The sequence below is a fragment of the Terribacillus halophilus genome (genome assembly GCF_900101385.1).
In the GTDB taxonomy this organism is placed as follows: Bacteria; Bacillota; Bacilli; order Bacillales; family Amphibacillaceae; genus Terribacillus; species Terribacillus halophilus.
On sequence record NZ_FMZB01000007.1, the window covers coordinates 102,823 to 129,147 of the forward strand.

The 26,325-nt window shown below is 47.2% G+C and carries 29 protein-coding genes and 1 other annotated feature; of the genes, 26 read left to right on the top strand and 3 right to left on the bottom strand.

The window, feature by feature from the left end; all coding sequences use genetic code 11:
• Positions 1 to 115: 115 nt before the first annotated feature.
• The 12 genes from BLQ53_RS12895 to safA all read left to right on the top strand — a co-directional run bounded on the left by BLQ53_RS12895 (position 116) and on the right by safA (position 9,662).
• Positions 116 to 865: a class I SAM-dependent methyltransferase gene (locus BLQ53_RS12895; protein WP_093727728.1), complete on the top strand. Its 750-nt coding sequence runs from the start codon at positions 116 to 118 to the stop codon at positions 863 to 865.
• A gap of 96 nt (positions 866 to 961) precedes the next feature.
• Positions 962 to 1,726, top strand: coding sequence for a M23 family metallopeptidase (locus BLQ53_RS12900; RefSeq protein ID WP_093727729.1), 765 nt, complete (start codon positions 962 to 964; stop codon positions 1,724 to 1,726).
• Positions 1,713 to 2,567, top strand: a complete 855-nt coding sequence (locus tag BLQ53_RS12905; protein WP_093727730.1) for a site-2 protease family protein — start codon at positions 1,713 to 1,715, stop codon at positions 2,565 to 2,567. The genes BLQ53_RS12900 and BLQ53_RS12905 overlap by 14 nt, the downstream gene beginning before the upstream one ends.
• 8 nt (positions 2,568 to 2,575) lie before the next feature.
• Positions 2,576 to 3,988 (top strand): ribonuclease E/G, encoded by a 1,413-nt coding sequence (locus BLQ53_RS12910; protein WP_093727731.1) that lies wholly within the window; start codon positions 2,576 to 2,578, stop codon positions 3,986 to 3,988.
• A 36-nt stretch (positions 3,989 to 4,024) separates the two neighbouring features.
• Positions 4,025 to 4,094, top strand: a sequence feature (ribosomal protein L21 leader region).
• 11 nt (positions 4,095 to 4,105) lie between these two features.
• The gene (rplU, locus tag BLQ53_RS12915; protein ID WP_038561656.1) at positions 4,106 to 4,414 is read left to right on the top strand and encodes a 50S ribosomal protein L21; all 309 of its coding nucleotides are present in this window, start codon (positions 4,106 to 4,108) and stop codon (positions 4,412 to 4,414) included.
• An 8-nt stretch (positions 4,415 to 4,422) separates the two neighbouring features.
• Positions 4,423 to 4,752, top strand: coding sequence for a ribosomal-processing cysteine protease Prp (locus tag BLQ53_RS12920; protein WP_093727732.1), 330 nt, complete (start codon positions 4,423 to 4,425; stop codon positions 4,750 to 4,752).
• 14 nt (positions 4,753 to 4,766) lie between these two features.
• Positions 4,767 to 5,057 (top strand): 50S ribosomal protein L27, encoded by a 291-nt coding sequence (rpmA, locus tag BLQ53_RS12925; protein ID WP_038561650.1) that lies wholly within the window; start codon positions 4,767 to 4,769, stop codon positions 5,055 to 5,057.
• Between the two features lie 127 nt (positions 5,058 to 5,184).
• Positions 5,185 to 5,715 (top strand): Spo0B domain-containing protein, encoded by a 531-nt coding sequence (locus tag BLQ53_RS12930; RefSeq protein WP_093727733.1) that lies wholly within the window; start codon positions 5,185 to 5,187, stop codon positions 5,713 to 5,715.
• Between the two features lie 12 nt (positions 5,716 to 5,727).
• Positions 5,728 to 7,008: a GTPase ObgE gene (obgE, locus tag BLQ53_RS12935; protein WP_093727734.1), complete on the top strand. Its 1,281-nt coding sequence runs from the start codon at positions 5,728 to 5,730 to the stop codon at positions 7,006 to 7,008.
• 27 nt (positions 7,009 to 7,035) lie between these two features.
• On the top strand, positions 7,036 to 7,485 hold the full coding sequence (locus BLQ53_RS12940; RefSeq protein WP_093727735.1) for an ACT domain-containing protein: 450 nt from the start codon (positions 7,036 to 7,038) through the stop codon (positions 7,483 to 7,485).
• A gap of 18 nt (positions 7,486 to 7,503) precedes the next feature.
• A complete protein-coding gene (gene pheA, locus BLQ53_RS12945) occupies positions 7,504 to 8,367 on the top strand; it encodes a prephenate dehydratase (protein ID WP_093727736.1) in 864 nt (287 codons plus the stop codon).
• Between the two features lie 89 nt (positions 8,368 to 8,456).
• Complete coding sequence (safA, locus tag BLQ53_RS19070; RefSeq protein ID WP_212733368.1) at positions 8,457 to 9,662, top strand: SafA/ExsA family spore coat assembly protein; 1,206 nt, start codon at positions 8,457 to 8,459, stop codon at positions 9,660 to 9,662.
• Positions 9,663 to 9,701: 39 nt separating this feature from the next.
• On the opposite strand, the gene BLQ53_RS12955 is transcribed toward safA, so the two are convergent.
• Complete coding sequence (locus tag BLQ53_RS12955) at positions 9,702 to 9,911, bottom strand: hypothetical protein (protein ID WP_093727737.1); 210 nt, start codon at positions 9,909 to 9,911, stop codon at positions 9,702 to 9,704.
• A gap of 162 nt (positions 9,912 to 10,073) precedes the next feature.
• Here BLQ53_RS12955 and BLQ53_RS12960 point away from each other — a divergent pair, with 162 nt between their 5' ends.
• From BLQ53_RS12960 to yajC, 7 genes are all read left to right on the top strand, one after another.
• Positions 10,074 to 10,559 carry a BofC C-terminal domain-containing protein gene (locus BLQ53_RS12960; protein ID WP_093727738.1) on the top strand — a complete coding sequence of 162 codons (486 nt, stop codon included), beginning with the start codon at positions 10,074 to 10,076 and terminating at the stop codon, positions 10,557 to 10,559.
• A gap of 119 nt (positions 10,560 to 10,678) precedes the next feature.
• The gene (ruvA, locus tag BLQ53_RS12965) at positions 10,679 to 11,293 is read left to right on the top strand and encodes a Holliday junction branch migration protein RuvA (RefSeq protein WP_093727739.1); all 615 of its coding nucleotides are present in this window, start codon (positions 10,679 to 10,681) and stop codon (positions 11,291 to 11,293) included.
• A 12-nt stretch (positions 11,294 to 11,305) separates the two neighbouring features.
• A complete protein-coding gene (ruvB, locus tag BLQ53_RS12970; protein WP_093727740.1) occupies positions 11,306 to 12,307 on the top strand; it encodes a Holliday junction branch migration DNA helicase RuvB in 1,002 nt (333 codons plus the stop codon).
• Positions 12,304 to 12,504: a DUF2905 domain-containing protein gene (locus BLQ53_RS12975; RefSeq protein ID WP_093727741.1), complete on the top strand. Its 201-nt coding sequence runs from the start codon at positions 12,304 to 12,306 to the stop codon at positions 12,502 to 12,504. The genes ruvB and BLQ53_RS12975 overlap by 4 nt, the downstream gene beginning before the upstream one ends.
• Positions 12,505 to 12,526: 22 nt before the next feature.
• A complete protein-coding gene (gene queA / locus BLQ53_RS12980) occupies positions 12,527 to 13,555 on the top strand; it encodes a tRNA preQ1(34) S-adenosylmethionine ribosyltransferase-isomerase QueA (protein ID WP_093727742.1) in 1,029 nt (342 codons plus the stop codon).
• Positions 13,556 to 13,584: 29 nt separating this feature from the next.
• Positions 13,585 to 14,721, top strand: a complete 1,137-nt coding sequence (gene tgt, locus BLQ53_RS12985) for a tRNA guanosine(34) transglycosylase Tgt (RefSeq protein WP_093727743.1) — start codon at positions 13,585 to 13,587, stop codon at positions 14,719 to 14,721.
• A 16-nt stretch (positions 14,722 to 14,737) separates the two neighbouring features.
• Entirely contained in the window at positions 14,738 to 15,001 is a 264-nt protein-coding gene (yajC, locus tag BLQ53_RS12990; RefSeq protein WP_093727744.1) for a preprotein translocase subunit YajC, read from the top strand.
• A 32-nt stretch (positions 15,002 to 15,033) separates the two neighbouring features.
• On the opposite strand, the gene BLQ53_RS12995 is transcribed toward yajC, so the two are convergent.
• The gene (locus BLQ53_RS12995; protein ID WP_093727745.1) at positions 15,034 to 15,405 is read right to left on the bottom strand and encodes a TIGR04086 family membrane protein; all 372 of its coding nucleotides are present in this window, start codon (positions 15,403 to 15,405) and stop codon (positions 15,034 to 15,036) included.
• A gap of 112 nt (positions 15,406 to 15,517) precedes the next feature.
• On the opposite strand from BLQ53_RS12995, the gene BLQ53_RS13000 reads away from it, so the two are divergent.
• Complete coding sequence (locus tag BLQ53_RS13000) at positions 15,518 to 16,177, top strand: DUF421 domain-containing protein (RefSeq protein WP_093727850.1); 660 nt, start codon at positions 15,518 to 15,520, stop codon at positions 16,175 to 16,177.
• Here the strand turns inward: BLQ53_RS13000 and spoVB are convergent, their stop codons facing one another.
• The gene (spoVB, locus tag BLQ53_RS13005) at positions 16,178 to 17,725 is read right to left on the bottom strand and encodes a stage V sporulation protein B (protein WP_093727746.1); all 1,548 of its coding nucleotides are present in this window, start codon (positions 17,723 to 17,725) and stop codon (positions 16,178 to 16,180) included.
• Positions 17,726 to 17,847: 122 nt separating this feature from the next.
• On the opposite strand from spoVB, the gene BLQ53_RS13010 reads away from it, so the two are divergent.
• From BLQ53_RS13010 to BLQ53_RS13035, 6 genes are all read left to right on the top strand, one after another.
• On the top strand, positions 17,848 to 18,144 hold the full coding sequence (locus BLQ53_RS13010; protein ID WP_093727747.1) for a post-transcriptional regulator: 297 nt from the start codon (positions 17,848 to 17,850) through the stop codon (positions 18,142 to 18,144).
• 150 nt (positions 18,145 to 18,294) lie between these two features.
• Positions 18,295 to 20,553: a protein translocase subunit SecDF gene (gene secDF, locus BLQ53_RS13015; RefSeq protein WP_093727748.1), complete on the top strand. Its 2,259-nt coding sequence runs from the start codon at positions 18,295 to 18,297 to the stop codon at positions 20,551 to 20,553.
• A gap of 86 nt (positions 20,554 to 20,639) precedes the next feature.
• Complete coding sequence (locus BLQ53_RS13020) at positions 20,640 to 21,023, top strand: LapA family protein (RefSeq protein ID WP_093727749.1); 384 nt, start codon at positions 20,640 to 20,642, stop codon at positions 21,021 to 21,023.
• Between the two features lie 56 nt (positions 21,024 to 21,079).
• On the top strand, positions 21,080 to 23,425 hold the full coding sequence (gene recJ / locus BLQ53_RS13025) for a single-stranded-DNA-specific exonuclease RecJ (RefSeq protein WP_093727750.1): 2,346 nt from the start codon (positions 21,080 to 21,082) through the stop codon (positions 23,423 to 23,425).
• The gene (locus tag BLQ53_RS13030) at positions 23,415 to 23,930 is read left to right on the top strand and encodes an adenine phosphoribosyltransferase (RefSeq protein WP_093727751.1); all 516 of its coding nucleotides are present in this window, start codon (positions 23,415 to 23,417) and stop codon (positions 23,928 to 23,930) included. Before recJ ends, BLQ53_RS13030 begins: the two co-directional genes overlap by 11 nt.
• Before the next feature lie 165 nt (positions 23,931 to 24,095).
• Complete coding sequence (locus BLQ53_RS13035; protein WP_093727752.1) at positions 24,096 to 26,312, top strand: RelA/SpoT family protein; 2,217 nt, start codon at positions 24,096 to 24,098, stop codon at positions 26,310 to 26,312.
• Positions 26,313 to 26,325 lie beyond the last annotated feature (13 nt).

Genomic DNA, 26,325 nt, shown 5'->3' on the forward strand with positions numbered 1-26,325 from the left:
AAAAGGAGGGTGTTATGGACAAGGAGCATCAGCCATAACAACGTCGTGATCACAAAATACGTTCTCCTCCTCGCTTGTTTGTATGCTAATTTACAAGTAAAAGGGAGGAGAAATAATGGAATTGTTTGATCGATTATTAGAAGATGCTGCTAAAGCCTTTACGGGGTGGGATTTTTCTTTCATTGAAGATACCGGCCGTATCCAATACGAGTTATTGCCCTGGTCATATGGAAGTAAAGCGCGGAAATATCTGTTTGGGGCGGAAAGTTTGCTCGATATGGGTACGGGAGGCGGAGAATTCCTGTCCAAATTGCTCCCGTTACCTGCCTACACAGCGGCAACAGAAGGGTACCTGCCCAATGTGCCAATAGCTAAAAAAAAGCTTGGACCATCTGGAGTGGAAGTTTTCCAAATAGAAGCAGACGATCAACTGCCATTACAATCTGATACATTCGATGTTGTTTTGAACAAGCATGAATCTTATGCTGCAGTGGAAGTGAACCGAGTGCTGAAACACAACGGCATCTTTCTCACCCAGCAGGTAGGAGGTACCGATTGTACTGAGCTTAATCAGCTGTTGGGTGCACCCATAAATCCAAGCTATCAGGATTGGAGTCTGCGGACTGCTGCGGAGGATCTTACAAGTCATTTTACGTTAGTGGAGCAAGAAGAAGCATTTCCAGTTTTGCGTTTTTACGATATCGGAGCGATCGTCTACTACTTGAAAGCCATTCCTTGGCAAGTGCCGTATTTCGCTGTAAATACATATCGAGATGCCTTATATGACTTGCATCTCTTTATTGAAAAGAACGGTTTTCTGGATGTCAGACAGCATCGTTTCCTGTTGGCAGCTATGCCTAAGTGATTGATGCCTCCCTCATTGGGAGGCTTTTTTCGCTTGTTTTAATAACTTGTCCGCTTTCTTCATAGACTTGTACAAAGAGTGAGAGAGGGGTTTGTTATGGGAAAGAATCTGCATGCGGTACGAAAAGGGATTGCTGAGCGTAAACGTCGGAAAGGGGAACAAATCCAAAAAGGCATGGCGGATACAGTAAGGTCTTTTACTGTTGATGAGGAGGAATCACATGGGTTCCCGCCTACTCCAAAATATGACCCTCCAAGTTCACAGGATAACTCGAAGTTTGCTTCCCGCTTCATGTTCAGGCTGATCATCTCTGCCAGTTTGTTTTTTGGTACTGCGCTTTATTTACAGGCGGACCATCCAATAATCGAGAAGACAAAGGGGACAGTGCTCACTGCCCTGACCGAAGAGTTCCCTTTTGCCACCGTCAATAGCTGGTATCAGGAACGATTTGGTGATCCGGTGGCGATTAATCCTGGGGCTGATAGCGACGTTCCTGTCGAGGGACAGGCAATGCCGGTGAATGGGACTGTCGTGCAGCCGTTCGAGGAATCAAATGAAGGCATCCTGATCGAGTCGGATCAGCAGAGTGATGTAGTGGCAGTAGACGAAGGAATCGTTATTTTTGCAGGAAATGACAAAGAAACAGGGAAGACTATCATCCTTCAGCATGCGGATAAGAGCAAGAGTATTTATGGCCATCTGCATGCCCTTGAAGTGAATCAATACCAGCGGATCGGGGTCAATGAAAAGATCGGGGAATTCGTGCCGAATGAGGAGAATGCCCAATCTGTCTATTTCGCCCTGCAGCAGGGGAACAGGTATTTGAACCCAATCCAGGAGACGCCGGTTGACGCGCCATAACTGGCTCCCGCCTATTCACCTTCACCCGGTATTCTGGGGATTTTTGCTCCTTGCAATACTGACTGGGATGCTCATGGAAGTGCTTCTGTTGTTCGTCATCGTTCTCCTGCATGAGCTGGGGCATTTCCTGGCGGCACGTCATTTCCGCTGGCGCATCCGCCGGATCATGCTATGGGTGTTCGGCGGTGTGATGGAAACAGATGAGCATGGAAACCGGAGGGGGCTGGAAGAGGCGATAGTCATCCTGGCTGGGCCATCCGTTCATCTTGTGTTGTATGGTGTTATATATGGACTCACTGCCACATCTGTACCAGAGGCTGTGCTGGAAACTGCTTTGATGTACAATACAAACATCCTTCTCTTCAACTTGCTGCCGATCTGGCCGCTTGATGGAGGCAAACTGATCGGACTGATCCTGTCTTTGCAGCTGCCCTACCGGAAAGCTCATACACTCCTTATTCTCACCAGTTGGGTGATCGGGGCAGCTGCACTTCTTTATGTATGCATGGCGATGCCATTCACATTAAGTACAGTCAGTCTTCTTTGTTTTCTAATGTGGGAAAATCGGCTAGAATGGAAACGACGTTATTATGTGTTTTTACGTTTCTTGCTGCAGCGTGCTACATACGGACCGATTGGCGGAATCAGCACCCCGATTTTTGCTACTTCAAAGACAGCTCTTCTGGATGTGCTTTCCCAATACAGAAGAAATAGACGGCATATGATCGTGGTGAAGGAAAAAAATGCTGTACTGGATGAGCAGCAATGCAGTGATATGTATTTCAAAAGGAAACAAGTACGTTGTACGGTGGGGGATATTCTGCGACAAAATAGACAGTGAGGAAAACGATGCTATCATTATATATACTTTATAAAGGAACAGAAAAAGTAGCGCTGACGGTGAAACGCGGACAAGTACAAGAGGTCTTTCTTGAGCGTCCTGGAATGAATTCGAAAGTCGGAAGCATTTTTAAAGGAGTCGTCCGCCATGTGGATCATGGCCTGCAGGCGGCGTTTGTCGACTTCGGGGACAAGCGGCAAGGTTTTTTGCAGCGACAGGAAATACCGGCATGTAAGCAGGATCCGTCGCTCCGCATCGAGCAGGCAATTCGTGAAGGGCAAACACTTTTTGTCCAGGTTCAAAAAGATGCATACGGAACCAAAGGAGCAAAGCTATCTGCGATTATAACCATCCCAGGTAAGGCACTCGTTTATTTACCGAATGGAAACTATGTAGCTGTTTCCAAGAAATTGCCGGAAGAGCAAGCAGGGAAATGGAAGGCACAAATGACCGAATTGCTAAAGCCGGGTGAAGGTGTCATCGTACGGACTGAAGCAAATAAATCAACGGATGAAGCGTTATTGGAAGAATTGGAGCGGCTTCGGACGAAGTGGTATGCGTTATCGGAAGATGATTCTGCAGCTCCAGCTGAAATCTTCCGGGATGCTCTCATTCCGGATCAGCTGCTCCGCCGCATGTCAGCCGGTACTTTAGGTGAAATCGTAGTGGATGATGGTTTCCAAGCGAGACAGCTTCGCGGACAATTTCCCGAGTACGCAGAGAAAGTCAGATGGGAGCGGGATGCGGATGCGCTTCTTCCCCAGCCGCTGCCGGTCCTTTGGGAGCAGCTTATTTCACCGGTTGTAAGCATCGACAGAGGCATCACTTTGCATATCGAACAAACGGAAGCGATGACAATCATCGATGTGAACAGTGCTGGTTATACAGGACACTCAGATAAGCATCAAACAGCCGTAATGGTCAATCAGCTGGCTGCAAAAGCAATTGCCCGGGAAATTCGAATGCGCAATTTGTCTGGGATCATCCTCATCGATTTTGTATCCATGAAGAGTCAGGAGCAAAAGCGAGCTGTTCTGCAAACATTTCGTCAAGCACTCCAGCAGGATTCCCGGCGGACGGAAGTATATGGTTTCACGAAGCTAGGCATCTTGGAAATGTCGCGTAAGCGGGAGCGGCCGTCCTTAATGGAGCAGCTCCAAGCCCCGATCAGCAGAAATCTTTCCTTTGAGACGACATGCTTCCAGCTGGAGCGGGAAATCAGCAATTTGTCAGCAGACAGGACATATATTCTGTCGGGCAAGAAGGAACATATCAAGCACTTCCTGCGCCTGACAAACACCAGTCCTGTTCATGCAGCTGTGTTTGCAAGATTTGTGGAGACTGATGAACTAGCATTGACAGAGACAGATTGGGATACTGTGAAAAGAGATGGTCTGGAGAGTCTTGACAATCTTTTTTGATATATGATAACATCAATATGTTACACGAGGTTAGCACCCGTGCTACAACCGCGCAGATCAGGTTTCAAGCTTACGAGCGCCTGTGATGGCGAGTCTGAGTTTAAGAGGAGGTGCGTTATGTACGCAATTATTGAAACTGGTGGAAAACAAGTTAAAGTAACAGAAGGACAAACTATCTACGTTGAGAAATTGGACGGAGAGAACGGTGCGGAAGTTACTTTTGACAAAGTATTGGTAGTTGGTGGCGACGATGTTAAAATCGGTGCTCCATTCGTTGAAGGTGCGACGGTTACTGCAACTGTTGAGAAGCAAGGCCGCGCTAAAAAGATCAACGTGATCAAGTTTAAAGCGAAGAAAAACTACAAACGCAAACAAGGCCATCGTCAACCTTATACTAAATTGACAATCGGCAAAATCAACGCGTAAGGCGAACCATGATAACTGTTACAATAAACCGTGTTGACGAGGATATTCACAGCTTTGAGCTTAGTGGACATGCGGAGAGCGGCCCTTATGGCTATGATCTTGTGTGTGCAGCTGTTTCGGCAGTCAGCTTCGGGGCAGCGAACAGCCTTTTCGTTCTCGGTGAGTTTGAGCCAGAAGTAGAGCAGGGCGGCGACGGTGGGTATCTACGAGTAGTACTTCCCGATCACTTGTCCGAGGAGCAGCTTGATAAAGCGTCTCTTTTACTGGAAGGTATGCTCGTCTCGCTCCAAACGATTGAACAGGACTATGGGAAGCATATAAGAATCATCGAACAATAAGGAGGTGCACCACTATGCTACGTCTAGATTTACAGTTTTTCGCATCCAAAAAGGGTGTTGGTAGCTCCAAAAACGGACGTGACTCTGAATCCAAACGCCTAGGCGCTAAACGCGCTGACGGTCAGTTTGTAACTGGCGGATCTATCCTTTACCGTCAACGCGGTACAAAAATCTATCCAGGTACAAACGTTGGAAAAGGAGGCGACGACACTTTGTTCTCTAAAATCGACGGTGTTGTCAAATTCGAACGCTACGGCCGTAACCGCAAGAAGGTCAGCGTATATCCGGTAGCTCAAGAAGCTTAATGTTTGCGAGAGAGACTCTAGCCTTCGGGTTAGGGTCTTTTTTTCTAATCCACATCTAATTGCACCACATATTGTTGATGAAGAAGCGTTGCCCTCTCGACGACTTCTTCGTAAAGGAGGAATACAGTTGGAATACCATGAAGTGATGACGCTGTTAGGATACACACGCCATGAATGGATGAATCGGCTCCAACTCCTACATAGCTATTCCAAATTAGGCAAGGATGAAAAGGTACAAGAAAAAATCGAGGAATCGATCCGATTGGCGGATGAGGAACGTAAGCTCTCCAATTTGAACATTCCAGAGACTTTAATCTGGGTCCTTTCTTTCAATTGGACTTATACCCAGTTCCGGATTAAATTCCAAGTGGATGATTCCATACCGAAAATATGGGAATATGACAAGAAGATCCGAGAAAAATTAGAAGCAGTAGTGGATGCATTAAGTGATAGCGCACAGGAAATGGAATTATATGAAGGTCTGCTTCATATCCGGACAAGGGAAGGCGAACCAATCATCGAACTGACGTTTTCGGGAGCATTCACAGGCTGGGATAATCTGCAGATGATCGGCCAGAAAGACGATGTCCTGGAAGTGAAGATCGAATCATTACCAGAGAAGAAATCACGCTGTACCATCGTACTGACGTGTAATTGATGAGGTGAAACTATGTTTGTAGATCAGGTCAAGGTATTTGTAAAAGCAGGCGACGGCGGCAATGGCCTAGTTGCTTATCGTAGAGAGAAGTATGTTCCACTCGGAGGTCCAGCCGGAGGGGACGGTGGTAATGGCGGAGATGTCATTTTCAAGGTCGACGAAGGATTGAACACGTTGATGGACTTCCGTTATCAGCGTCATTTTAAAGCAAAACGCGGTGAAAACGGGATGAGTAAAGGCCAGCATGGCAAAAACGCGGAACCGCTCATCCTGCCTGTACCACCGGGAACGCTCGTTCGTGATGAGGATAGCGGGGAATTGATCGCAGATTTGACGAAACAGGGACAGGAAGCCGTCATCGCAAAAGGAGGTCGCGGAGGCCGTGGGAATTCACGCTTTGCCACGCCGCGCAACCCTGCTCCTGACTTTGCGGAAAATGGTGAACCAGGTGTGGAGCGTAATTTGCAGATCGAGCTGAAATTGATTGCCGATGTCGGGCTGGTCGGCTTCCCGAGTGTAGGGAAATCCACCTTTATATCCGTCGTGAGTGCAGCTAAGCCAAAAATCGCTGATTATCACTTTACGACACTTGCGCCGAATTTGGGCGTTGTGGAAACGAAAGATCAGCGCAGCTTTGTATTGGCTGACTTACCAGGATTGATCGAAGGCGCACATGAAGGAATCGGCCTTGGTCACCAGTTCCTGCGTCACGTCGAGCGGACGCGTGTCATTGTTCATGTGATTGACATGGCATCGACAGAAGGCCGGGATCCGTATGATGATTATGTGACCATCAATAAAGAACTCGAGGAATATAATGATGATCTGCCATCACGCCCGCAGATCATCATCGCCAACAAGATGGATATTCCGGAAGCGGAGGAGAATTTGGTTGTCTTCAAGGAGAAAATCCCCGAAGGCATCGAAGTGTTCCCGATATCCGCCATTACCCGTGACGGACTCCAGGATGTCCTGTATGCCATCGCAGACAAGCTGGACGAGATTCCGAAAATCGAAAAACCGGTAGAGGATCAGACAGAACGTGTCGTCTATCGTTTCGAGGAATCGGAGAAGCCATTCGAAATCACACGAGATCCGGATGGAGCGTATGTCTTGTATGGAGAACCGATCGAGAAACTGTTCAAGATGACGGACTTCAATCGAGATGAAGCGGCAAGACGTTTTGCCAGACAGATGCGTGCTATGGGCGTGGATGAAGCATTGCGCAAGCGCGGCGCCAAAGATGGCGATGTAATCCGTCTATTGGAATATGAGTTCGAATTTATCGATTGATTCAGTGTAAGCCAAGGTGGGGAGAGCATGGCAGAGAAGGAAGAACAATTTTATCTCGTACGCAGTGATGTACTGCCGGAATCGATGAAAAAGACACTGCAGGCGAAGGAACTGCTGGAGCGCAATAAGGTTGCTTCAGTTTTCGATGCCGTGCAGCAGGTCGACCTTTCCCGCAGTGTGTTCTATAAATATAGGGATGCAGTGTTTCCGTTTCGGGCCATGGTGAAGCAGCGGATGATCACGCTCTTCTTCCATTTGGAGGACCGAACAGGTACCCTTTCGGAGTTATTGGCCATCGTAGCCAGATCCGGGGGGAATATCCTGACGATTCACCAGACGATTCCCTTGCAAGGAAGAGCCAATGTGACCATATCATTGAATACGTCTGGCATGCACACCGATATCCAGTCATTGCTGGATGAACTTCGTGCATTGGAATATGTAGATAAAGTGGAGATTTTGAGTTCGGAAGCTTAGGCAAGGGAGCAGAGGAAGATGAAGATCAGTTATCTAGGACCAAAGGGAACGTTTACGAAAATGGCAGTTGATGCTTTGTTCCCTGATGAAAAAGCATACAGCTATGCGACAATCCCGCAATGCATGGATGCTGTCGCAAATGGGGAAATGGATTATTGTGTCGTTCCAGTCGAAAATACAATCGAAGGTACAGTCCCTATTACGATGGACTATTTGATTCATCAAGTAAAACTGCCGATTATCGGGGAAATTGTCATTCCGATCCGGCAGCACTTATTGACGAATAGAAAGCTTGCGTTACATGACATAGAAGCGGTGTATTCCCATAGTCATGCAATTGCGCAATGTCATCAATTCTTGCATACACAGCTCCCGCAAGCAGCTACCCATGCGACTTCTTCCACTGGTACCGCAGCGGAGATGGTTGCTGGTATGGAGGAGCCTGCTGCAGCAATCGGCAATGAACTGGCTGCCAAAGAATTCGGTCTGACGATTTTGCGAGAAGATATCCATGATTATGCGAACAATCATACACGCTTTTTCGTCTTGGCAAAACAAGAGACCAATGTCCCGGCGACAATCGGTTCTGGGGACCAGAGAAAAACGTCATTATACGTCACCCTTCCGCACGACTATGCTGGAGCGCTGCATCAAGTATTGGCAGCTTTTGCTTGGCGGAAGATCAATATGTCGAAGATCGAATCCAGACCGATGAAAACAGGGCTGGGTAATTATTTCTTCATCATGGATGTGTCTTGTGAAGCAGAAGATATTTTGTTCCAAGGAGTTCAGAAGGAACTTGCAGCATTAGGCTGCAATCTAACGGTGCTCGGAAGCTATCCGATTCACGCATATAAGGAAAAAGCCGGCGCGAATTTATGACGTGCCGGCTTTTTCTATTTCAACCTTTTTGAATTTGGTGCATAAGATGATGGAGTAATGCCTGAGTTCATGAAAGGGGAGTTTCAGATTTGAAGATTCATATTGTGCAAAAAGGCGACACGATGTGGAGTATCGCAAGTAAATATGGTGTCAGTTTTGATGAATTGCGGGAAATGAACAGACATATTCGTGAGCCGGAATTGGCAGTGCCAGGTATGAAGCTGAAAATACCGACAACAACCAAAGCAACAGAAAAAGAAGTGGTTATCCGCTCAGAAGCAGGAGCTGGGACTCAAGGAAACACAGGGCAGCAAACACCAGCTCAAACATTCCATGATACACCAGACATCCAGGAGGATGATATGTCTGCTGCTCCATATCCAATCATGCCTCAGATGCCGCAGATTTCCATGCCGGGTCAAGGTGGCGGGTCAAATCCGGCTTCGCAGCAAAATCAAGGTTATGCAGGAGCGCTTCCTATGCAGCCGTTGACACAGCTAAACATGGGATGGGATCAAGGTCAGCAAATGCAAGGCAATCCATCTTTTCAGCAGCCGATGAATGGAAGCTGGCTAATACCGCAGTCACCATATGGAAGCATGCCGATGCAAAGTGGTGGAAATATGCAAGGAGGCCAGCCAGGGCAGCAGCATCAAGGAAACTGGATACAAGGAGGCCAGCCAGGGCAGCAGTATCAAGGAGACTGGATGCAAGGAGGCCAGCCAGGGCAGCAGCATCAAGGAAACTGGATGCAAGGAGGCCAGCCAGGGCAGCAGTATCAAGGAGATTGGATGCAAGGAAGCCAGCCAGGGCAGCAGCATCAAGGAAACTGGATGCAAGGAGGCCAGCCAGGGCAGCAGTATCAAGGAGACTGGATGCAAGGAAGCCAACCAGGGCAGCAGTATCAAGGAGACTGGATGCAAGGAGGCCAGCCAGGGCAGCAGCATCAAGGAAACTGGATGCAAGGAAGCCAGCCAGGGCAGCAGCATCAAGGAGACTGGATGCAAGGAAGCCAGCCAGGCCAGCCAGGTCAGCAGATGGGGGCACCTTATGGTTCTCGCTACGACGGCAATTACCAAGATCCTGCTATGCTGCCAGACCAAGCAGTGCCATATCCTTATCCGCAAACACCAATGCGCTCCTGTTGCGGCCCGGATATACCTTTTGCAGTGTCGCAGTATCCGGACGTACAGCCGGAATACAGAGACCCTTACGGTGTACAGCCACCGCTTTCCGATTTCTATGAGCCTTCCCCTGCCCAAGATCTGCCGGGAGATGAACAGGATAATAAATGACATAAAAAAAGCCCCTTTTTCCGTTGAAGGGGCTTTCATTTATAATATACCATGTTCCTCAAAAATACGATGCATATCCTGGCGATACTTATCTTCCATTGCAAGTACTTCTGCTTTGGACAATCCGGCGTGCTGTATGTGATTTCTAAGTATCAGGGTCGCTTTTTCTTCTGAGAAAACGCTCGCCATATTTGCTTCGCTTTTCGCTTCCACATAGTGGAGGTACTTTTGCTGCGCATCGTTCCTCACTTTTATCCCGCCTTTGTCTATAACTTTCTAATCCATTACCACATATAATCGAAAACAAAACCTAAAAAGTGTGGGTCAAATGAATTTTTTTGAAAAAAATCGGATAAAGAACTGTCAATAGGAAAAAATGAAGGAAAAGAAATGGAATAGGAGTGGAAGGTCATGAGGCGTTTCTTAGTCTTTTGCATGCTTTTCCTTTTAATCGTTCCAATTATGACAGTACAAGCAGCGGATCCCGTAGAAGTGAAGGTTGTATTGCAGCGTCAATATATCGATGGCAAGCAGACTGTGGTGACCCATCGAGAAAAAATCTATGCGATGGAAGATTTCTGGTCCACCTATCATGACTGGCAGCTTGTTTCACAGACAGAAGGACAAGTTGTGTTTAAACAGGAAGTGATGGATATCTCACCAGCTTTAAAGAAGAATGGCTATTTCGGAATTTATAAAGGAAAGCTGACGATTTTCGAAGGGCGTCCGATTGATCAGCAGGCCGTCCAGTCTTTCTACCAGATAAATAAGGGCAAATTGGAAAGCCATCAAGCCAAACAACTGAGAGAAGGGATCAGGATTCAATCCAAAGAAGTCTATGAAGATGTCCTGGAAACATTCCGTTCCAAAAAAGACATAGAAGCACTGCCAAGCTAATAGGATCTTTCCTGAGAAGGAGGGGTCCTTTTTTTGTTTTTCGCCTATAATCTTATACGAACATACGCTTGTGTGGTAAACTAGGAAGAAGTTATTGATTCAGGTAGGAGAGAAGCAGCATGATAGCGTATGTCAAAGGCAAGATTACTGGAATTACAGATGAAGCAGTGCTTGTGGAAGCACATGGTGTAGGATATGAAGTCATTTGCCCGAATCCTTTTCAATTCCAAATGGAAGAAGGAAAGGAGGCGCTTGTCCATACATATCATTATGTACGGGAAGACGCCCAGACTTTATTCGGGTTTAAAAATACAGAGGATAAATTCTTATTTCAAAAACTGCTTGGAGTATCAGGTATAGGACCTAAGAATGCCTTGCAGATTCTTGCTGGTGTCAATGTCGAGGAATTCGTGGCTGCCATCGAACGAGAAGATGATAAATTCCTGACAAGCTTCCAAGGTGTCGGTAAGAAGACGGCGCGTCAAATGATACTCGATCTGAAGGGCAAGCTCGTCTATATGGTTTCGCTCACAGCCATCGAGGCTTCTGCAGGAACCCAAAGCAATACAGCAAAGAAACGCATTGCGCTGGAGGATGCAGAAGATGCGATGCGAGCGCTTGGTTATCAGGAGCGCGAGATCAAGGCTATTTTGCCGCAGCTTAAAAAGGAAGACAGTGACAGTGCTGACTACTTGATCAAGAAAGGCTTGGCTTTGTTAAGTCAAAAGAAATAAAGGAGTGCGAAGATGGAAGATCGCATGATTACGAACGAATTGAAGCAGGAAGACGAAGTGATCGAGCTCAGTTTGCGCCCGAGCACATTGAAACAATACATCGGCCAGCATAAGGCAAAGGAGAACCTGGCGATCTTCATCGAGGCGGCGAAGATGCGCGATGAACCGCTTGACCATGTATTGCTTTACGGACCTCCTGGTTTGGGAAAGACGACGATGGCATCGATCATCGCCAATGAGATGGGGGTGCAGTTCCGGGCAACGAGCGGACCAGCGATTGAGAAAGCCGGGGATCTGGCAGCTATACTGAGTTCTTTGGAAGCAGGAGATGTGCTGTTCATCGATGAAATCCATCGTCTGCCGCGTGCGGTCGAAGAAATACTGTACCCGGCCATGGAGGATTTCTGCCTGGACATTGTCATCGGGACCGGACCCAGTGCCCGCAGTGTCCGTTTGGATTTACCACCGTTCACATTGGTTGGCGCCACAACGCGCGCTGGCTTATTATCTGCTCCCTTAAGGGACCGTTTTGGCGTGTTGAGCCGCCTTGAATTTTATAATACGGAAGACTTGGCAAGCATCGTGGAACGGACAGCTCTTATTTTCGATGTCGAAATCGAACCGTCTGCTGCCAATGAGGTGGCATTGCGTTCAAGGGGGACTCCGCGGATTGCCAATCGGCTTTTGAAAAGAGTGCGTGATATATCCCAGGTCAAAGGAGAAGACCGCATCACACAGGAAACAACCCATGCAGCACTCAATCAGCTGCAAGTAGATGAAAAAGGTCTTGATCACATCGATCATAAACTCTTGACGACCATCATGGACCAGTTCCGAGGCGGACCGGTCGGGCTCGATACGATCAGTGCGACAATCGGGGAGGAATCCCAGACGATCGAGGATGTGTATGAACCATATCTCCTGCAGATCGGGTTCATTCAGCGGACACCGCGCGGCCGGATCGTCACCCCGCTCGCTTATGCCCATTTTAACCGGGAGGTGCCAAGCACTTGACCGGCATTGGAAAAATCTTTATTCTTATAGGCGTTGTATGTATCGCGATCGGCATCATCATGTCGTTCATTGGCAGACTGCCAGGAGATATCGTCTTTAAGAAAGGGAACACGACAGTCTACTTTCCGATCGTCACGTCGATTGTGGTAAGTATCGTACTGTCGCTCATCATGTTCCTATTCAACAAATTTCGCTGATAGAGACTAGGAGTTAACAGGTATGGATATACAGGATTATGATTTTCATTTACCAGAAGAACTGATCGCCCAGACGCCGCTTCAAGATCGGACAGCGTCAAGGCTGCTTGTATTAAATAAGGAAGCGGGTACTATGGAGCACCGTCATTTTGCCGATATCGGAGACTATCTCAACGCTGGGGACTGTCTTGTCCTCAACGATACGCGTGTCCTGCCCGCGCGACTGTATGGCATCAAAAAGGACACGCAGGCCAAAGTGGAGATACTCTTGTTGAAGCAAGTGGAAGGGGATAGCTGGGAGGTTTTGGTCAAGCCGGCCAAGAAAGTCAAAGTCGGTACGGAGCTTTCCTTCGGTGATGGCAAACTGACTGCTGTATGCAAGGAACTGCTGGAGCATGGCGGTCGAATCATCGAGTTCCATTATGATGGTATTTTCTACGAGGTGTTAGAGCAGCTTGGTGAAATGCCGCTGCCTCCATATATCAAAGAACAGCTTCCCGACCAAGAGCGTTATCAGACAGTTTATGCCAAGGAAAAAGGCTCCGCAGCCGCGCCGACAGCTGGATTGCATTTCACGAAGGAATTGCTTGCGGATCTTCAGGAAAAAGGTGTGGAGATTGCATTCATCACACTTCACGTTGGATTGGGAACTTTCCGCCCCGTCAGTGTGGAATCGATTGAAGAACATGAAATGCATTCCGAGTTTTATCAGATGTCGCAGGAAACAGCAGATCAGCTGACGCGGATCCGTGAAGCCGGAGGACGGATCATTTCTGTCGGGACGACCTCCACACGTACATTGGAAACGATCGCGCGCGACCATAATGGAAAATTCGTCGCAGCAAGCGGATGGACGGATATTTTTATCTATCCTGGATTTACGTATCGTGCCATCGATGGCTTGATCACCAACTTCCATTTGCCGAAATCAACATTGATCATGCTTGTCAGTGCATTTGCAGGCCGGGACTTCATCCTGGATGCTTACCGGACAGCTGTAAAAGAACGATATCGTTTCTTCAGCTTCGGTGATGCAATGCTGCTCGTATAGATTGAGAATAGAAAGGGAACTACTATAATATGGCAATTCGTTATGAATTCATCAAACAAGATAAGCAAACAGGCGCACGGCTCGGTATCGTACATACGCCGCATGGCAGCTTCGAGACGCCTACTTTCATGCCGGTCGGGACACTGGCAACGGTAAAGACAATGAGTCCGGAGGAATTAACGGAACTTAACGCGAATATTATACTATCAAACACCTATCATCTTTGGCTCCGTCCAGGACATGAAATCATCCGTGAAGCAGGCGGCTTGCACAAATTCATGAACTGGGATGGTGCTATCCTGACCGATTCCGGCGGCTTCCAAGTTTTCAGTCTGAGTGATCTCCGTGATATCCAGGAAGAAGGTGTGCATTTCCGTAATCACATCAGTGGTGAAAAGCTATTCCTTTCTCCGGAGAAAGCGATGGAAATCCAGAACGCGCTAGGCAGTGATATCATGATGGCATTCGATGAATGTCCGCCGTATCCGGCCACTTATGATTATATGAAGGCATCAGTGGAACGGACAAGCCGATGGGCGGAACGCTGCTTGACTGCGCATGCCCGTCCAGATGTGCAAGGTCTCTTCGGGATCGTGCAAGGCGGAGAGTTTGAAGATCTTCGCAAGCAGAGTGCGCAGGATCTTGTCAGCATGGACTTCCCTGGCTACGCGGTGGGCGGTCTGTCGGTCGGCGAACCGAAGGACGTCATGAACCGTGTGTTGGAATTCACCACGCCATGGCTGCCGCAGGATAAGCCGCGTTACTTAATGGGTGTGGGTTCACCAGATTCCTTGATTGATGGTGCGATCCGCGGTATCGATATGTTTGATTGTGTGCTTCCGACCCGGATTGCCCGTAATGGAACATGTATGACATCCAATGGCCGTCTTGTTGTCCGCAATGCACAATATGCCCGTGATTTTGGCCCGATTGATGAGAACTGCGACTGTAAGGTGTGCAAGAATTATTCACGCGCTTACATTCGCCATCTGATCAAATGTAATGAAACTTTCGGATTTAGGCTTACTACTTACCATAACTTGCATTTTCTGATAGAATTGATGAGGAAAGTACGAGAGGCGATTAAAGAAGATCGGCTTGGCGATTTTCGAGATGAATTCTTCGAGAGTTATGGTTTTAACAAACCGAATGCGAAGAATTTCTAGAAAGGGGGAGCAGTGAATGAATGTTCAAAGTTTAATACTTATTGTATTAATGTTTGTTATTTTCTACTTCCTGTTGATTCGTCCGCAGCAGAAGCGTCAAAAGCAGGTTAGAGAAATGCAGGCTAACTTGAAAAAGGGAGACAGCATCGTTACCATTGGTGGTTTACATGGGCAGGTGCATGCGATAGACGAGGCATCTGTAGTCCTTACTACGGATGACGGCAGTAAGTTGACGTTCGACCGTAACGCGATCCGCGACGTCAAACCTTCAGAAGCGTAAAAACAAAGACAGGAGATTTTTCTCCTGTCTTTTTATGTGCTCGTTTTAATATTGACACCGATCATGCCCCCGGCCAGGGATGCCACTAAAAACCCGCCATGCGTGAGCAGCTGTGTTCCCGAAAAGCCTACCTGATAGCCGAGGTATTGATAGAGAAGGATGAAAAGGGAAAAGCCTATCGCGGTCATGCCGCCAAGCAGCCAGCCCTTATCTTCCCCTTTGACCCCAGCAATCAACCCGCCGATGAATAGACTAAGGATACCTGCCCCAAGTGTTGTCCAGTCCAGCATCCCTTCCCCAAACTCCGTGAAACGCAGTAATAATGCTAATGTAAAGCTGATGAATAACAAAAGCGCGAAAACGGTAATCCATCCATACAAGATTGCCTGTACATTTTTTTTCACAAAGATCCCTCCAGCATGTCTATATGGCTACTGTATGCATGTCCATTTAGATTCAGAACGTATAGAACCGGATGCATTGCCCAAAATAATCAAAAAGGAGGCGGAAGTTTTGCTGGATACATTGGAATGGTCGATTATTGGAAGGACGCTCCTTTCCTACATTGTCATCGTCATCATTTTCCGTCTCATGGGGAAACGGGAAATTGGCGAGCTGAGCATCATTGATTTAGTCGTTTATTTAATGCTGGCAGAAATAGCTGTATTCTCCATTGAGGATCCAAGCAGTCATCTGCTTCATTTTATCGTTCCAATGGTCATTCTTTTAATCATCCAGCGAAGTACTGCATTTCTATCTCTTAAATTTCCTAAATTGCGTAATTTGATGGAAGGAAAGCCTTCCATCATCATCAATAGAGGACGGATAGACGAGCATCAGATGCGCAGACAGCGTTACAGTTTTTCCGACTTGCAGCAGCAGCTGCGCGAAAATGGTACAAAAAGTGTACAGGATGTGGATTTTGCGATTCTGGAAACATCTGGCGAACTTTCTGTGTTCGAGAAAAAAGATACTGCTGACGGAAGCAGCGGTTTTGTGCCACCACTGATCATCGATGGGGAAATTCAGCAGGACGTATTGGATGAACTCGGCAAGTCCGAGCCTTGGCTCCGCAGTCAGATGAAACGTCATGGCCATCCTGATATCCATTCTATTTCGTATTGTACACTGGATAAAAATCATGATTGGTATATCGATCGTAAAGATGAGCGCTGATCATTTTTTTCTTTTCGATAGAAATTGCTCTATTTCCGCTTTTGTAATGAACCCGAAACTGAGCATAAACAAGAGATAGAGAAAAAGAAGGATAAGCAGTAATAATAGGAATGCTGGCAGCTCATAAAGGGAATCAAGGAATATACCCTTCAACAGTTGTGCAGTAAAAGTTGTCAATGCCAACAGACCGAGCATTTGAGCGATTTCCTTCAGCGTCAGACGGAAGCCGGCAACGCGTGCTAATGAGAGCAAATGCAATAAAGTGATCAAAACCACTGTGACTATCATACTGATTGCGACACCGATGATGCCAAATTTAGCATTGGAAGCCAAGGAGACAAGCAGGACAATTTTGGCACCTGCGCCGATGATCGTATTCCACATCGCCGCTTTGGCCGCATCCAAGGCTTGCAGGGCGGTGCTTAACGGCATCTGGATGTACATCATGATATAAAAAGGTGCCATCAGCAGGATGAAACGCTCGGCACTTTCACTCCCATACATGTAATGCAGGATCGGTCCGGCGAACACTGTCAAGATTACCGTTGCAATTGCGCCTGAGGCGAAGCTGAGCCGAATGGCTTGATGAATCCGGTAATGGACGAATTGGTGTCGGTTCTGTTCGTTTGCCTCGCTGATGGACGGCAGCAGTGCAGTAGCCAACGAGTTCGTAATGAATGTCGGCAGGAACAACAGAGGCAGTGCATAGCCTGTCAGTTCTCCATATTGCCTTGTTGCCAATGCCGTTCCAACGCCGGCTAAAGCCAGGCTTTGAGCGGTGAGTATCGGTTCTAGGAAATGGGTGCCGCTGGCAATGAGTCTGCTGCCTGTTGCAGGCAATGCAATGGAAAACAAACGGTCTAATGTCTGCTTTCCCCCTTTCAGGGCTGTGATGAATTGAGACCTTATTTTGACGGTCTTCTTCCGTTTGAATTGGTGCAGCATATACAGCAATGAAACGAACTCCCCGATAATGACAGCTATCATCGCACCCAAAGCTGCAAATTCAACACCGTAAGGCAGAAAGAATTTCACGAGGAAAACCGTACAGCTGATTCGGATAATCTGTTCGATCACTTGTGAAAAGCTCTGTGGCTTCATGTTCTGCTTGCCTTGAAAATATCCTCGCAGTACAGAAGCAACTGCCAATATCGGTATGATAGGACCGATTGCCAGCATCGGGTAAATGACTCGTACATCCTTGAGCAGCTTGTCCGCAAGATACGGCGCTGCAAAGTAAAGAAGGCCGACAAATGCAATGCTGATGCTGAGTGTAACAGCCAAGGAAACGACAACGATTTTTTTGATTTGCTCGTTATCCCCTCGAACATCTGCTTCTGCCACCCTTTTTGAGATAGCGGTAGGCAGACCGAACTGGGTGATGGCAATTGCCAGGAACAATGTCGGCATCGCCATCATGTATAAACCGACCCCCTCTTCTCCCATGACACGTGCAACGACAATCCGGTTCACGAATCCAAGGAAGCGAGTGATCAAGCTGGCAGCAATCAGGATGAGTGCCCCTTTTAGGAAAGTCTGCTTCGTCACATCGACAACCTGCCTTCTCAAATAATTGTTTTTCGGCTACAATTAAATATATGCATGAGATATGGTCAAGCATGACTAGCCTGAACAGAACTGAGGCAAGTTGTTTTAGGAGGTAGAAATTTGTGTTCGAATCGAAGACAGTGAACGAATGGAAGTCGGAAGTGATGCCAGCCGTGATCAGTAAAAAGGAAGAATTTCATCTGCTCGGTTATGATAAAGCGTCTGCTGCGGATATTTGGAGCTGCATGGAGAAAAAAGTTTGGAAGAAAGAGGCAGACAAACCGAAACGTATATATGAAGTGGTAGCTGATATCATGCAGCTGAGTGTATCGGTGTATATGGGATACTTGACGATGTCGGTGTATGAGGAAGATGAGGATCTGATGGCGTCAATCGCTGCCATCAATGGTCAGTCCTGATATAGGAAAAGTTGACAGTGCTGGCTTGTCTTCTCTATACTATGTGAGTATTTGGCGGATGCGTACAGCAGTACATACATGCTATTTTGCAGATGGTTATCTGCAGTATTTTAGGTTTCGTTTTGACGGAACATGGGAGGCAGTTGCATCATGGTGAAAAGAGGCAGAATCGTTGCCTTCTTTTTGATCGTCTTATTACTTTTGGGAGCAATGGGAACGACGGTTAAAGGAATCGCAAATGATTTGAATTTAGGACTCGATCTGCAGGGCGGATTCGAGGTACTTTATGAAGTTAGTCCGCTGGAAGAAGGAGACAAAGTGGATACGGCAACGCTAAATGCCACAGCGCAGGCGTTAAACGAGCGTGTCGATTCCCTGGGAGTCAGTGAGACAAGCATTGACATCGAGCAGCCGAACCGGATCCGCGTGCAGCTGGCTGGGGTGAAGGATCAGGACCAGGCTCGTGAAATGCTGTCGACGACTGCCAATCTATCATTCCGTGATACGGAAAATAAAGAGTATCTGAATGGTACGGATATCCAGGCAGGCAGTGCGAAGCAGGCATTCGATCCGCAAACGAATCAGCCGCTAGTCACAGTGGAGATGAAAGATGCTTCCAAATTCGGTGAAGTGACAAGTGAACTCTCACAGCGCGCGTACCCAGAGAACAGGCTGGTCATTTGGCTGGATTATGAAGATGGGGATTCCTATGAAGAGGAAGCTCAAAAACCCGAGGATGAACAAAAGTTCATTTCGGCTCCAGCAGTTTCGCAGACCATCAATAGTAAATCAGTCCAGATTGAAGGTAATTTCACCGTTGAAAGTGCACAGGAGCTTGCCGATCTCTTGAACGCTGGGTCATTGCCGGTGAAAATGGAAGAAGTTTACTCCAACTCAGTCGGAGCGCAATTCGGTCAGGAAGCACTGGATCAGACGCTGCTGGCAGGATATATTGCCTTCGCTCTTATTTTACTGTTCATGATCGTCTATTACAGACTTCCAGGTTTGATTGCATCCATCACTTTGGCGGTTTTTGCTTATTTAAACATACTTGTATTTGATAAGCTCGGTGTCGTTCTGACACTTCCAGGTATTGCAGCATTAATTCTGGGTGTGGGGATGGCAGTTGATGCCAACATCATCACATACGAACGGATAAAAGATGAACTGAAAACCGGCAAATCACTGAAAGCTGCCTACAAAGCTGGTAACAAAAACTCATTGGCAACCATTACCGATGCCAATGTGACTACGATGATTGCGGGTATCGTCCTGTTCATTTTCGGTACGAGCTCCATCAAAGGTTTTGCAACGACGTTGATCATCAGTATTTTGTTAAGCTTCATCACAGCTGTTTATGGATCACGTGCCTTGCTTAGTTTGATGGTGAAAAGCCGTGCATTCGATAAGAAACCGGGCTGGTTCGGGGTATCGAAGAAGAATATCCGCAAACTGAATGACAAAGAAGAACGTGACGTCACTTTCTATGGTTTGAAGCTGAACCTGGTCAAGCACAGAAAAGCTTATTTCGCTTTCTCCATCGCGCTGACGATTGCCGGGATCATCTGCTTGAGTGTCTTTAAGCTGAATCTTGGTATCGACTTTACGAGCGGATCACGTGTGGAATTCGATTCGAACCAAGCTCTGACGACAGAACAAGTAGAGCAGAAGATGGATGACTTTGGCTTCGAATCGAGAGAAACGCAGCTTTCGGCTGATGGCAAACACGCTTCCGTCCGACTTGAAGATACACTTACAAAAAATGAAGAGAACGAATTGAAGAGCAGTATCCAGGATGAATATGGAGATGCGCCGAGCATCAGTACCGTATCGCCTGTAATCGGAAAGGAACTAGCGAAAAATGCATTGTATGCAGTCATTTTTGCTTCGATTGGTATTGTCCTGTATGCGACGATCCGATTCGAATTCAAATTTGCCGTCACAGCCATCCTGGCCTTACTGCATGACGCATTCTTCATTCTGGCGATATTCAGTATCACCAGACTGGAATTCGACATTACGATCATTGCCGCAATCCTGACTATCATCGGGTATTCGATCAACGATACGATAGTCACCTTTGACCGGATCAAAGAGAATATCCGGATCAAACGGAAAGTCAAAACGTTCGACGAATTGGCCAAAATCGTTAATGACAGTTTACTGCAGACACTTGTGCGAAGTGTGAACACGGTACTGACAGTAATCGTCGCAGCGATCATTCTTTGGATCTTCGGGGCGGCATCAATCGCCAACTTCTCGATCGCGCTTGTAATTGGTTTGGCAGCAGGGACATACTCATCCCTATTCATTGCTTCCCAGCTGTGGCTCGTTTGGCGCGGCAGAAATATCGAAAGAAATCCAATCATCCATGAAGAGAAAAAGAAAGTCGAAGGACCGCAAGTCTGATAGGCTGACCCTCGTAGCAAATACGAGGGTTATTTTTTTTGAAATGGGGAATGTATAGAATAGCCGCATTGGAAAGGAGTCAGCACATGAAAGCACAATGGTATATCATTCTAGCAGTCATCTTTGCAGTACTTATTGCAATATTCGCAGTTATCAACGTAGACAGCGTGCAGGTGGACTATTTATTTGGTACAGGTTCAGCTCCGCTAATCCTGATCATTCTGTTCTCCGTTTTGATGGGCGTCTTGATTACAGCATCTGTAGGAGGGTTGCGTATGTTCAAGCTAAATAGGGAGGTACGCGCTTTACGTAAGGATAATGATAAAAAAGCTGCTGAGATAACGGAAATGCAAGAAAAACGTGCGGAGCAGGGACATGAGGAGCCGGAGCGGATTACATCGAATATATCCGATCCGACAACGAATACGTATCCTACATCCGAAAGAATGAGAGATGAATACAGGCAATAATCGATTGCCCCCATGACCAGGCTCTAGTATAATAGCTTGGTTAGGGGGTCTTTTTTATGTTGGAAAGCAGAATGAGATGGAAGGATAATAGCAGCAGCCCTTCAGCTCACACGCCGGCGGGCTTCGGTGTTTCTCCGCTTGTGGAGCAGCTGCTCATACAGCGCGGAATAACAACGGCAGAGGCTGCAAATCGGTTCCTTCATCCGTCTCTGGAGGACCTACATAGCCCGGAACGGTTACATGATATAGATGCTGCAGCTGAACGGATACATGCTGCTGTGAATCAGGATGAAAAAATCCTGGTATTCGGAGATTATGATGCAGATGGAGTTTCTTCCACTGTCGTTTTATTGGAAGCATTGCGGGAACTGGGAGCTGACTGCGATTATTATATACCGAACCGATTTACAGAAGGTTATGGACCGAATGAGGCTGCTTTTAGAGCCGCAAAGGAGAATGGCTATCATTTGATCGTGACTGTGGATACAGGCATTGCTGCCCACCACGAAGCACAAATCGCGAAGGAGATTGGAATCGATCTTATCATCACCGATCACCATGAAGTGCAGGAAACAGTTCCGGATTGCTTGGCAGTTGTGCATCCGAAATGCTCTCCGGACTATCCTTTCCATGAATTGGCAGGGGTAGGTGTCGCTTTCAAGCTGGCGCATCATTTGCTTGGTTACTTCCCGAAGCAGCTGCTTGATCTCGTCGTCATCGGGACGATTGCTGATTTGGTTCCGCTTGTTGATGAAAACAGGGTGCTGGCTGCCGAGGGCTTAAAGGCGATTGCATCTTCCATGCGACCAGGCATACGAGCTTTGAAGGATAGCTGTGGGCTGGATGGTATCGTAACCGAGGAAGATATCGGCTTCAAAATCGGACCGCGCATCAATGCTGTCGGCCGCTTGCAAGATGCTGACCTTGCTGTTGAACTGCTCCTGGCTGCTTCGTATGAAGAAGCGGCGGAAATGGCGGAAGAAATCCAGTCACTGAACACGGAGCGGCAGAATATCGTGGCTAAAATTGCGAAAGAAGCAGAAGCGATGGTAAAGGAACAGCCGGAAGAAGAGAGCAGCCATGTCATCATTGTAGCAAAGGAAGGCTGGAATGAAGGGGTTCTGGGAATTGTAGCCTCTAAATTGGTCAGGACATTTGACCGGCCGGCGATCGTGCTGGCCATCCATCCGGATAAAGAAACAGCAAAAGGCTCCGCTCGCAGTATCGATGCTTTTGATTTATTCCACCACTGCATGCAGGTACGTGATCACTTTATTGCTTTTGGCGGGCATGCACAGGCGGCCGGAATGACTTTGGAGCTTGGACAAGTGGACAAGCTGCGGAAGCAATTGAATCAAATGGCAGCAGAATCACTTACCGAGGAAGATTTCAAGCAAACACTGGCTATCGATTTATCGGTAAATGTCGGGGATGTGTCGGTCGATTTGATCCGCGACATCGCCCAGTTATCGCCATTCGGGATGCAAAATCCAAAGCCACTCGTCAAACTTACTGCCCCGATGCGGGAAGTGAAGCTCATCGGAGCGAATAAAAATCATTTGAAATTCGTTTTTGCTGAGGACGCGATCCAGTTGGATGGCGTATGCTTCGGGCAAGGCGATCTTTATCCGTTCCTGACACCGATGGATGAATTGGAAGCGGTCGGGGAATTATCGATCAATGAATGGAACGGCAGACAAAAACCGCAGATATTAATTGAAGATGTAGCAATACGAAGCTGGCAGCTGCTTGATCACAGAGGAAGCAAGCAGCTGCAAAAAGGGTTCCGGATAAAGGCGGAAGAGGAGACTGCTGTCGTACGTTTTCATCCGAATACGGACCTTGGCTGGCTATCTGAGCATATTCGAATCCTGGATTACGAAACAGAAGGCCTGACAAATGCAACCGGCAATATAAAGGCAGTCATATTAGCCGATCTTCCTCGCAAGTTGGAGGATATTTCTTTTGTACTCCAGAATTTGCAGCCGGATCTCATTTATGCCTGCTACGATGTGAAGGAGAATGCCTATCTCCAGGGATTTCCGGATCGTGAGCAATTTAAGCTATTTTATGCAATCCTGCTGAAGCAAAAATCGATTGCCTACCGTCAGCTTGAAGATTATTTAAAAAACAGCCGGGGCTGGAGTCCGGAAAGGACGAAGTTTATTTCCGACGTGTTTTTTGAGCTCGAATTTGTTAAACTAGATAAGGATCAAATTTCAATCAACCCAAATCCTTCCAAACGTGATTTGGCTGACTCTGAAGTCTACCAGGGATTGAAGGAAGCGATAGAAGTCGAGAAGATCTTATATTATTCCGGCTATAAGGAATTGAAAGCGTGGCTGGAACGCGTACTGGAACGCGGGGAAGTTATCGAGGAGGAAGCAGTAAATGGATTATAAACAATATATTACAGTCGTTGAGGACTGGCCGAAACCAGGTATCAAATTCAAGGATATCACTACATTAATGGATAATGGTCCGGCTTATAAATCTGCAGTAAATGAAATCGTGGAATTCGCTAAAGATAAAGATGTGGATTTGATCGTCGGTCCCGAAGCGCGCGGCTTCATCGTAGGATGCCCTGTATCCTATGCACTGGATATCGGCTTTGCCCCTGTCCGCAAAGAAGGCAAGCTGCCTCGTGAAGTCATCAAGGTGGCTTACGGACTTGAATACGGCGAGAATGTACTGACAATCCATAAAGATGCAATCAAACCAGGCCAGCGTGTCCTTATTACGGATGACCTGCTCGCAACTGGCGGTACAATCGAAGCGACAATCAAGCTTGTTGAACAGCTGGGCGGTATCGTAGTCGGCTGTGCGTTCTTTGTCGAACTGGCTTATCTCGATGGCAGAGAAAAGCTGGATGGCTATGAAGTACTGACACTTACAAGCTACGAATAATATCTGACGGAATCAGAGTGCCTCATTCGGGGCACTCTTTGTTTCATTTTAAAAACAGATACTTGTCGAATAGATTGGATATTTGTTAAGCTAATAAAAATAACATGTGACAGTTTAGAACCCTCGTCGCTTATGCAGACGATGAGAAGGAGTTTAGCTAAAGAGATGCCAAAGGAAAAAGTTCTAACGGCCGAAGAGGTCATTCAAGAAGCAGCCCGATATCTATCGGACGAGCATGTTGCTTTTATCCGGAAAGCGTATGAGTTCGCCGAAAAAGCGCATGAAGGACAATTCCGTCGTTCCGGTGAAGCCTACATCATCCACCCTGTCCAAGTAGCTGGGATCCTTGTCCACTTGGAACTCGATGCGGAGACGATTGCAGGTGGCTTTTTGCACGATGTTGTCGAGGATACGCCTGTGACGGTCGAGGAATTGGAAGATGCTTTCAATGCCGAAGTGGCTATGCTCGTTGATGGAGTATCCAAGCTCGGTAAAATCAAATACAAATCAAAGCAGGCGCAGCAGGCTGAAAATCACCGAAAAATGTTCGTTGCAATGGCAAAGGATATCCGGGTCATCTTGATTAAACTGGCTGACCGTCTTCATAATATGCGTACGCTGAAACATCTTTCCCCTGAGAAGCAGCGACGTATTTCCAATGAGACATTGGAAATATTCGCACCGCTTGCGCACAGACTCGGGATCAGTACGATCAAATGGGAGCTCGAGGATACAGCACTCCGTTATATGAATCCGCAGCAGTACTACCGGATCGTTCACTTGATGAAGCAAAAGCGTGAAGAACGGGAAAGCTACATTGGCGACGTCATGGATCAAATCCGCAGTCAGCTTGGGGAAATCAATATTGATGCGGATATATTCGGTCGTCCGAAGCACTTATACAGTATTTACCGCAAAATGGAGCACCAGCATAAGCAATTCAATGAAATATATGACTTGCTTGCAGTTCGTGTGATCGTAAAAAGCATCAAAGACTGTTATGCAGTCCTTGGTGTGATCCATACATGCTGGAAGCCGATGCCCGGACGTTTCAAGGACTATATTGCCATGCCGAAACTCAATCTGTATCAATCTTTGCATACGACCGTCATCGGACCGAAGGGTGATCCGCTCGAGGTGCAGATCCGGACGGAGGAGATGCATGAGATTGCCGAATACGGTATCGCAGCGCATTGGGCGTATAAAGAAGGCAAACAGCTAAACGCTAGCACTCAGAAGAAGTCTTTCGAGGAAAAACTTACTTGGTTCCGTGAAATCCTCGATTTCCAGAACGAATCCGAGAACGCGGAAGAATTCATGGAATCACTGAAACTGGACTTGTTCAGTGATATGGTTTATGTATTCACGCCAAAAGGGGATGTCATCGAACTGCCTTCTGGTTCCGTACCGATTGATTTTGCTTATCGTGTTCACACCGAAGTGGGAAATCATACAGTCGGAGCGAAGATAAACGGTAAAATGGAGCCGCTGGAGTATAAGCTGAAAAATGGCGATATCGTGGAAATGATGACGTCCAAGCATTCCTATGGTCCTTCTCAGGACTGGGTCAAGCTGGCTCAGACCACCCATGCCCGGAATAAAATCAAACAGTTCTTCAAGAAACAGCGGCGTGAGGAAAATGTTGCCAAAGGTAAAGAGCTTGTGGAGGAAGAAGTGAAACAATCCGGCTTCGATCCGAAACTCGTGTTCACTCCGGAGAACCTTCGCAAGGCCGTCGAGAAATTCAATTTTACCACTGAAGAAGATATGTATGCGGCGGTCGGTTATCAGGGTATCACGGCTGCTCAGATCACGACCAGGCTGACAGACAGTCTGCGCCGGCAGCATGAAAAAGAAGAAGTGATGGAAAAGACGATTGAAACGGCAAAAATGGCCAATGCGTCCAAGTCCGCAGCTACCAGCCGCAAACGTGATTCCGGTGTACGGGTCGAAGGTGTAGATAACATGCTCGTCCGGCTTTCGAAATGCTGTAATCCAGTTCCAGGTGACGAAATTGTCGGCTACATCACAAAAGGAAGAGGCGTTTCCGTCCATCGTACCGACTGCCCGAATATGCAGACAGAAGAAGCCCAGACACGTAGGCTGCATGTTGACTGGGAGAACAGAGTAACAAGCGCCAAGCAGTACCATGTCGATCTTGAAATCACTGCTTTTGACAGACATGGCTTGGTGAATGAAGTGCTGCAGGCTGTTAATGAGACACGTACCCAGATCACCGCTGTCGATGGAAAATCGGATAGAAATAAGCTTGCGACAATCCATCTGACAATCTTGATCCACAACATCGGTCATCTTCGGAAAATAGTGGAACGGATCAAACAAATAAAAGATATTTATACTGTTACGAGAATGCTGCAATAGAAATGGGGCATGG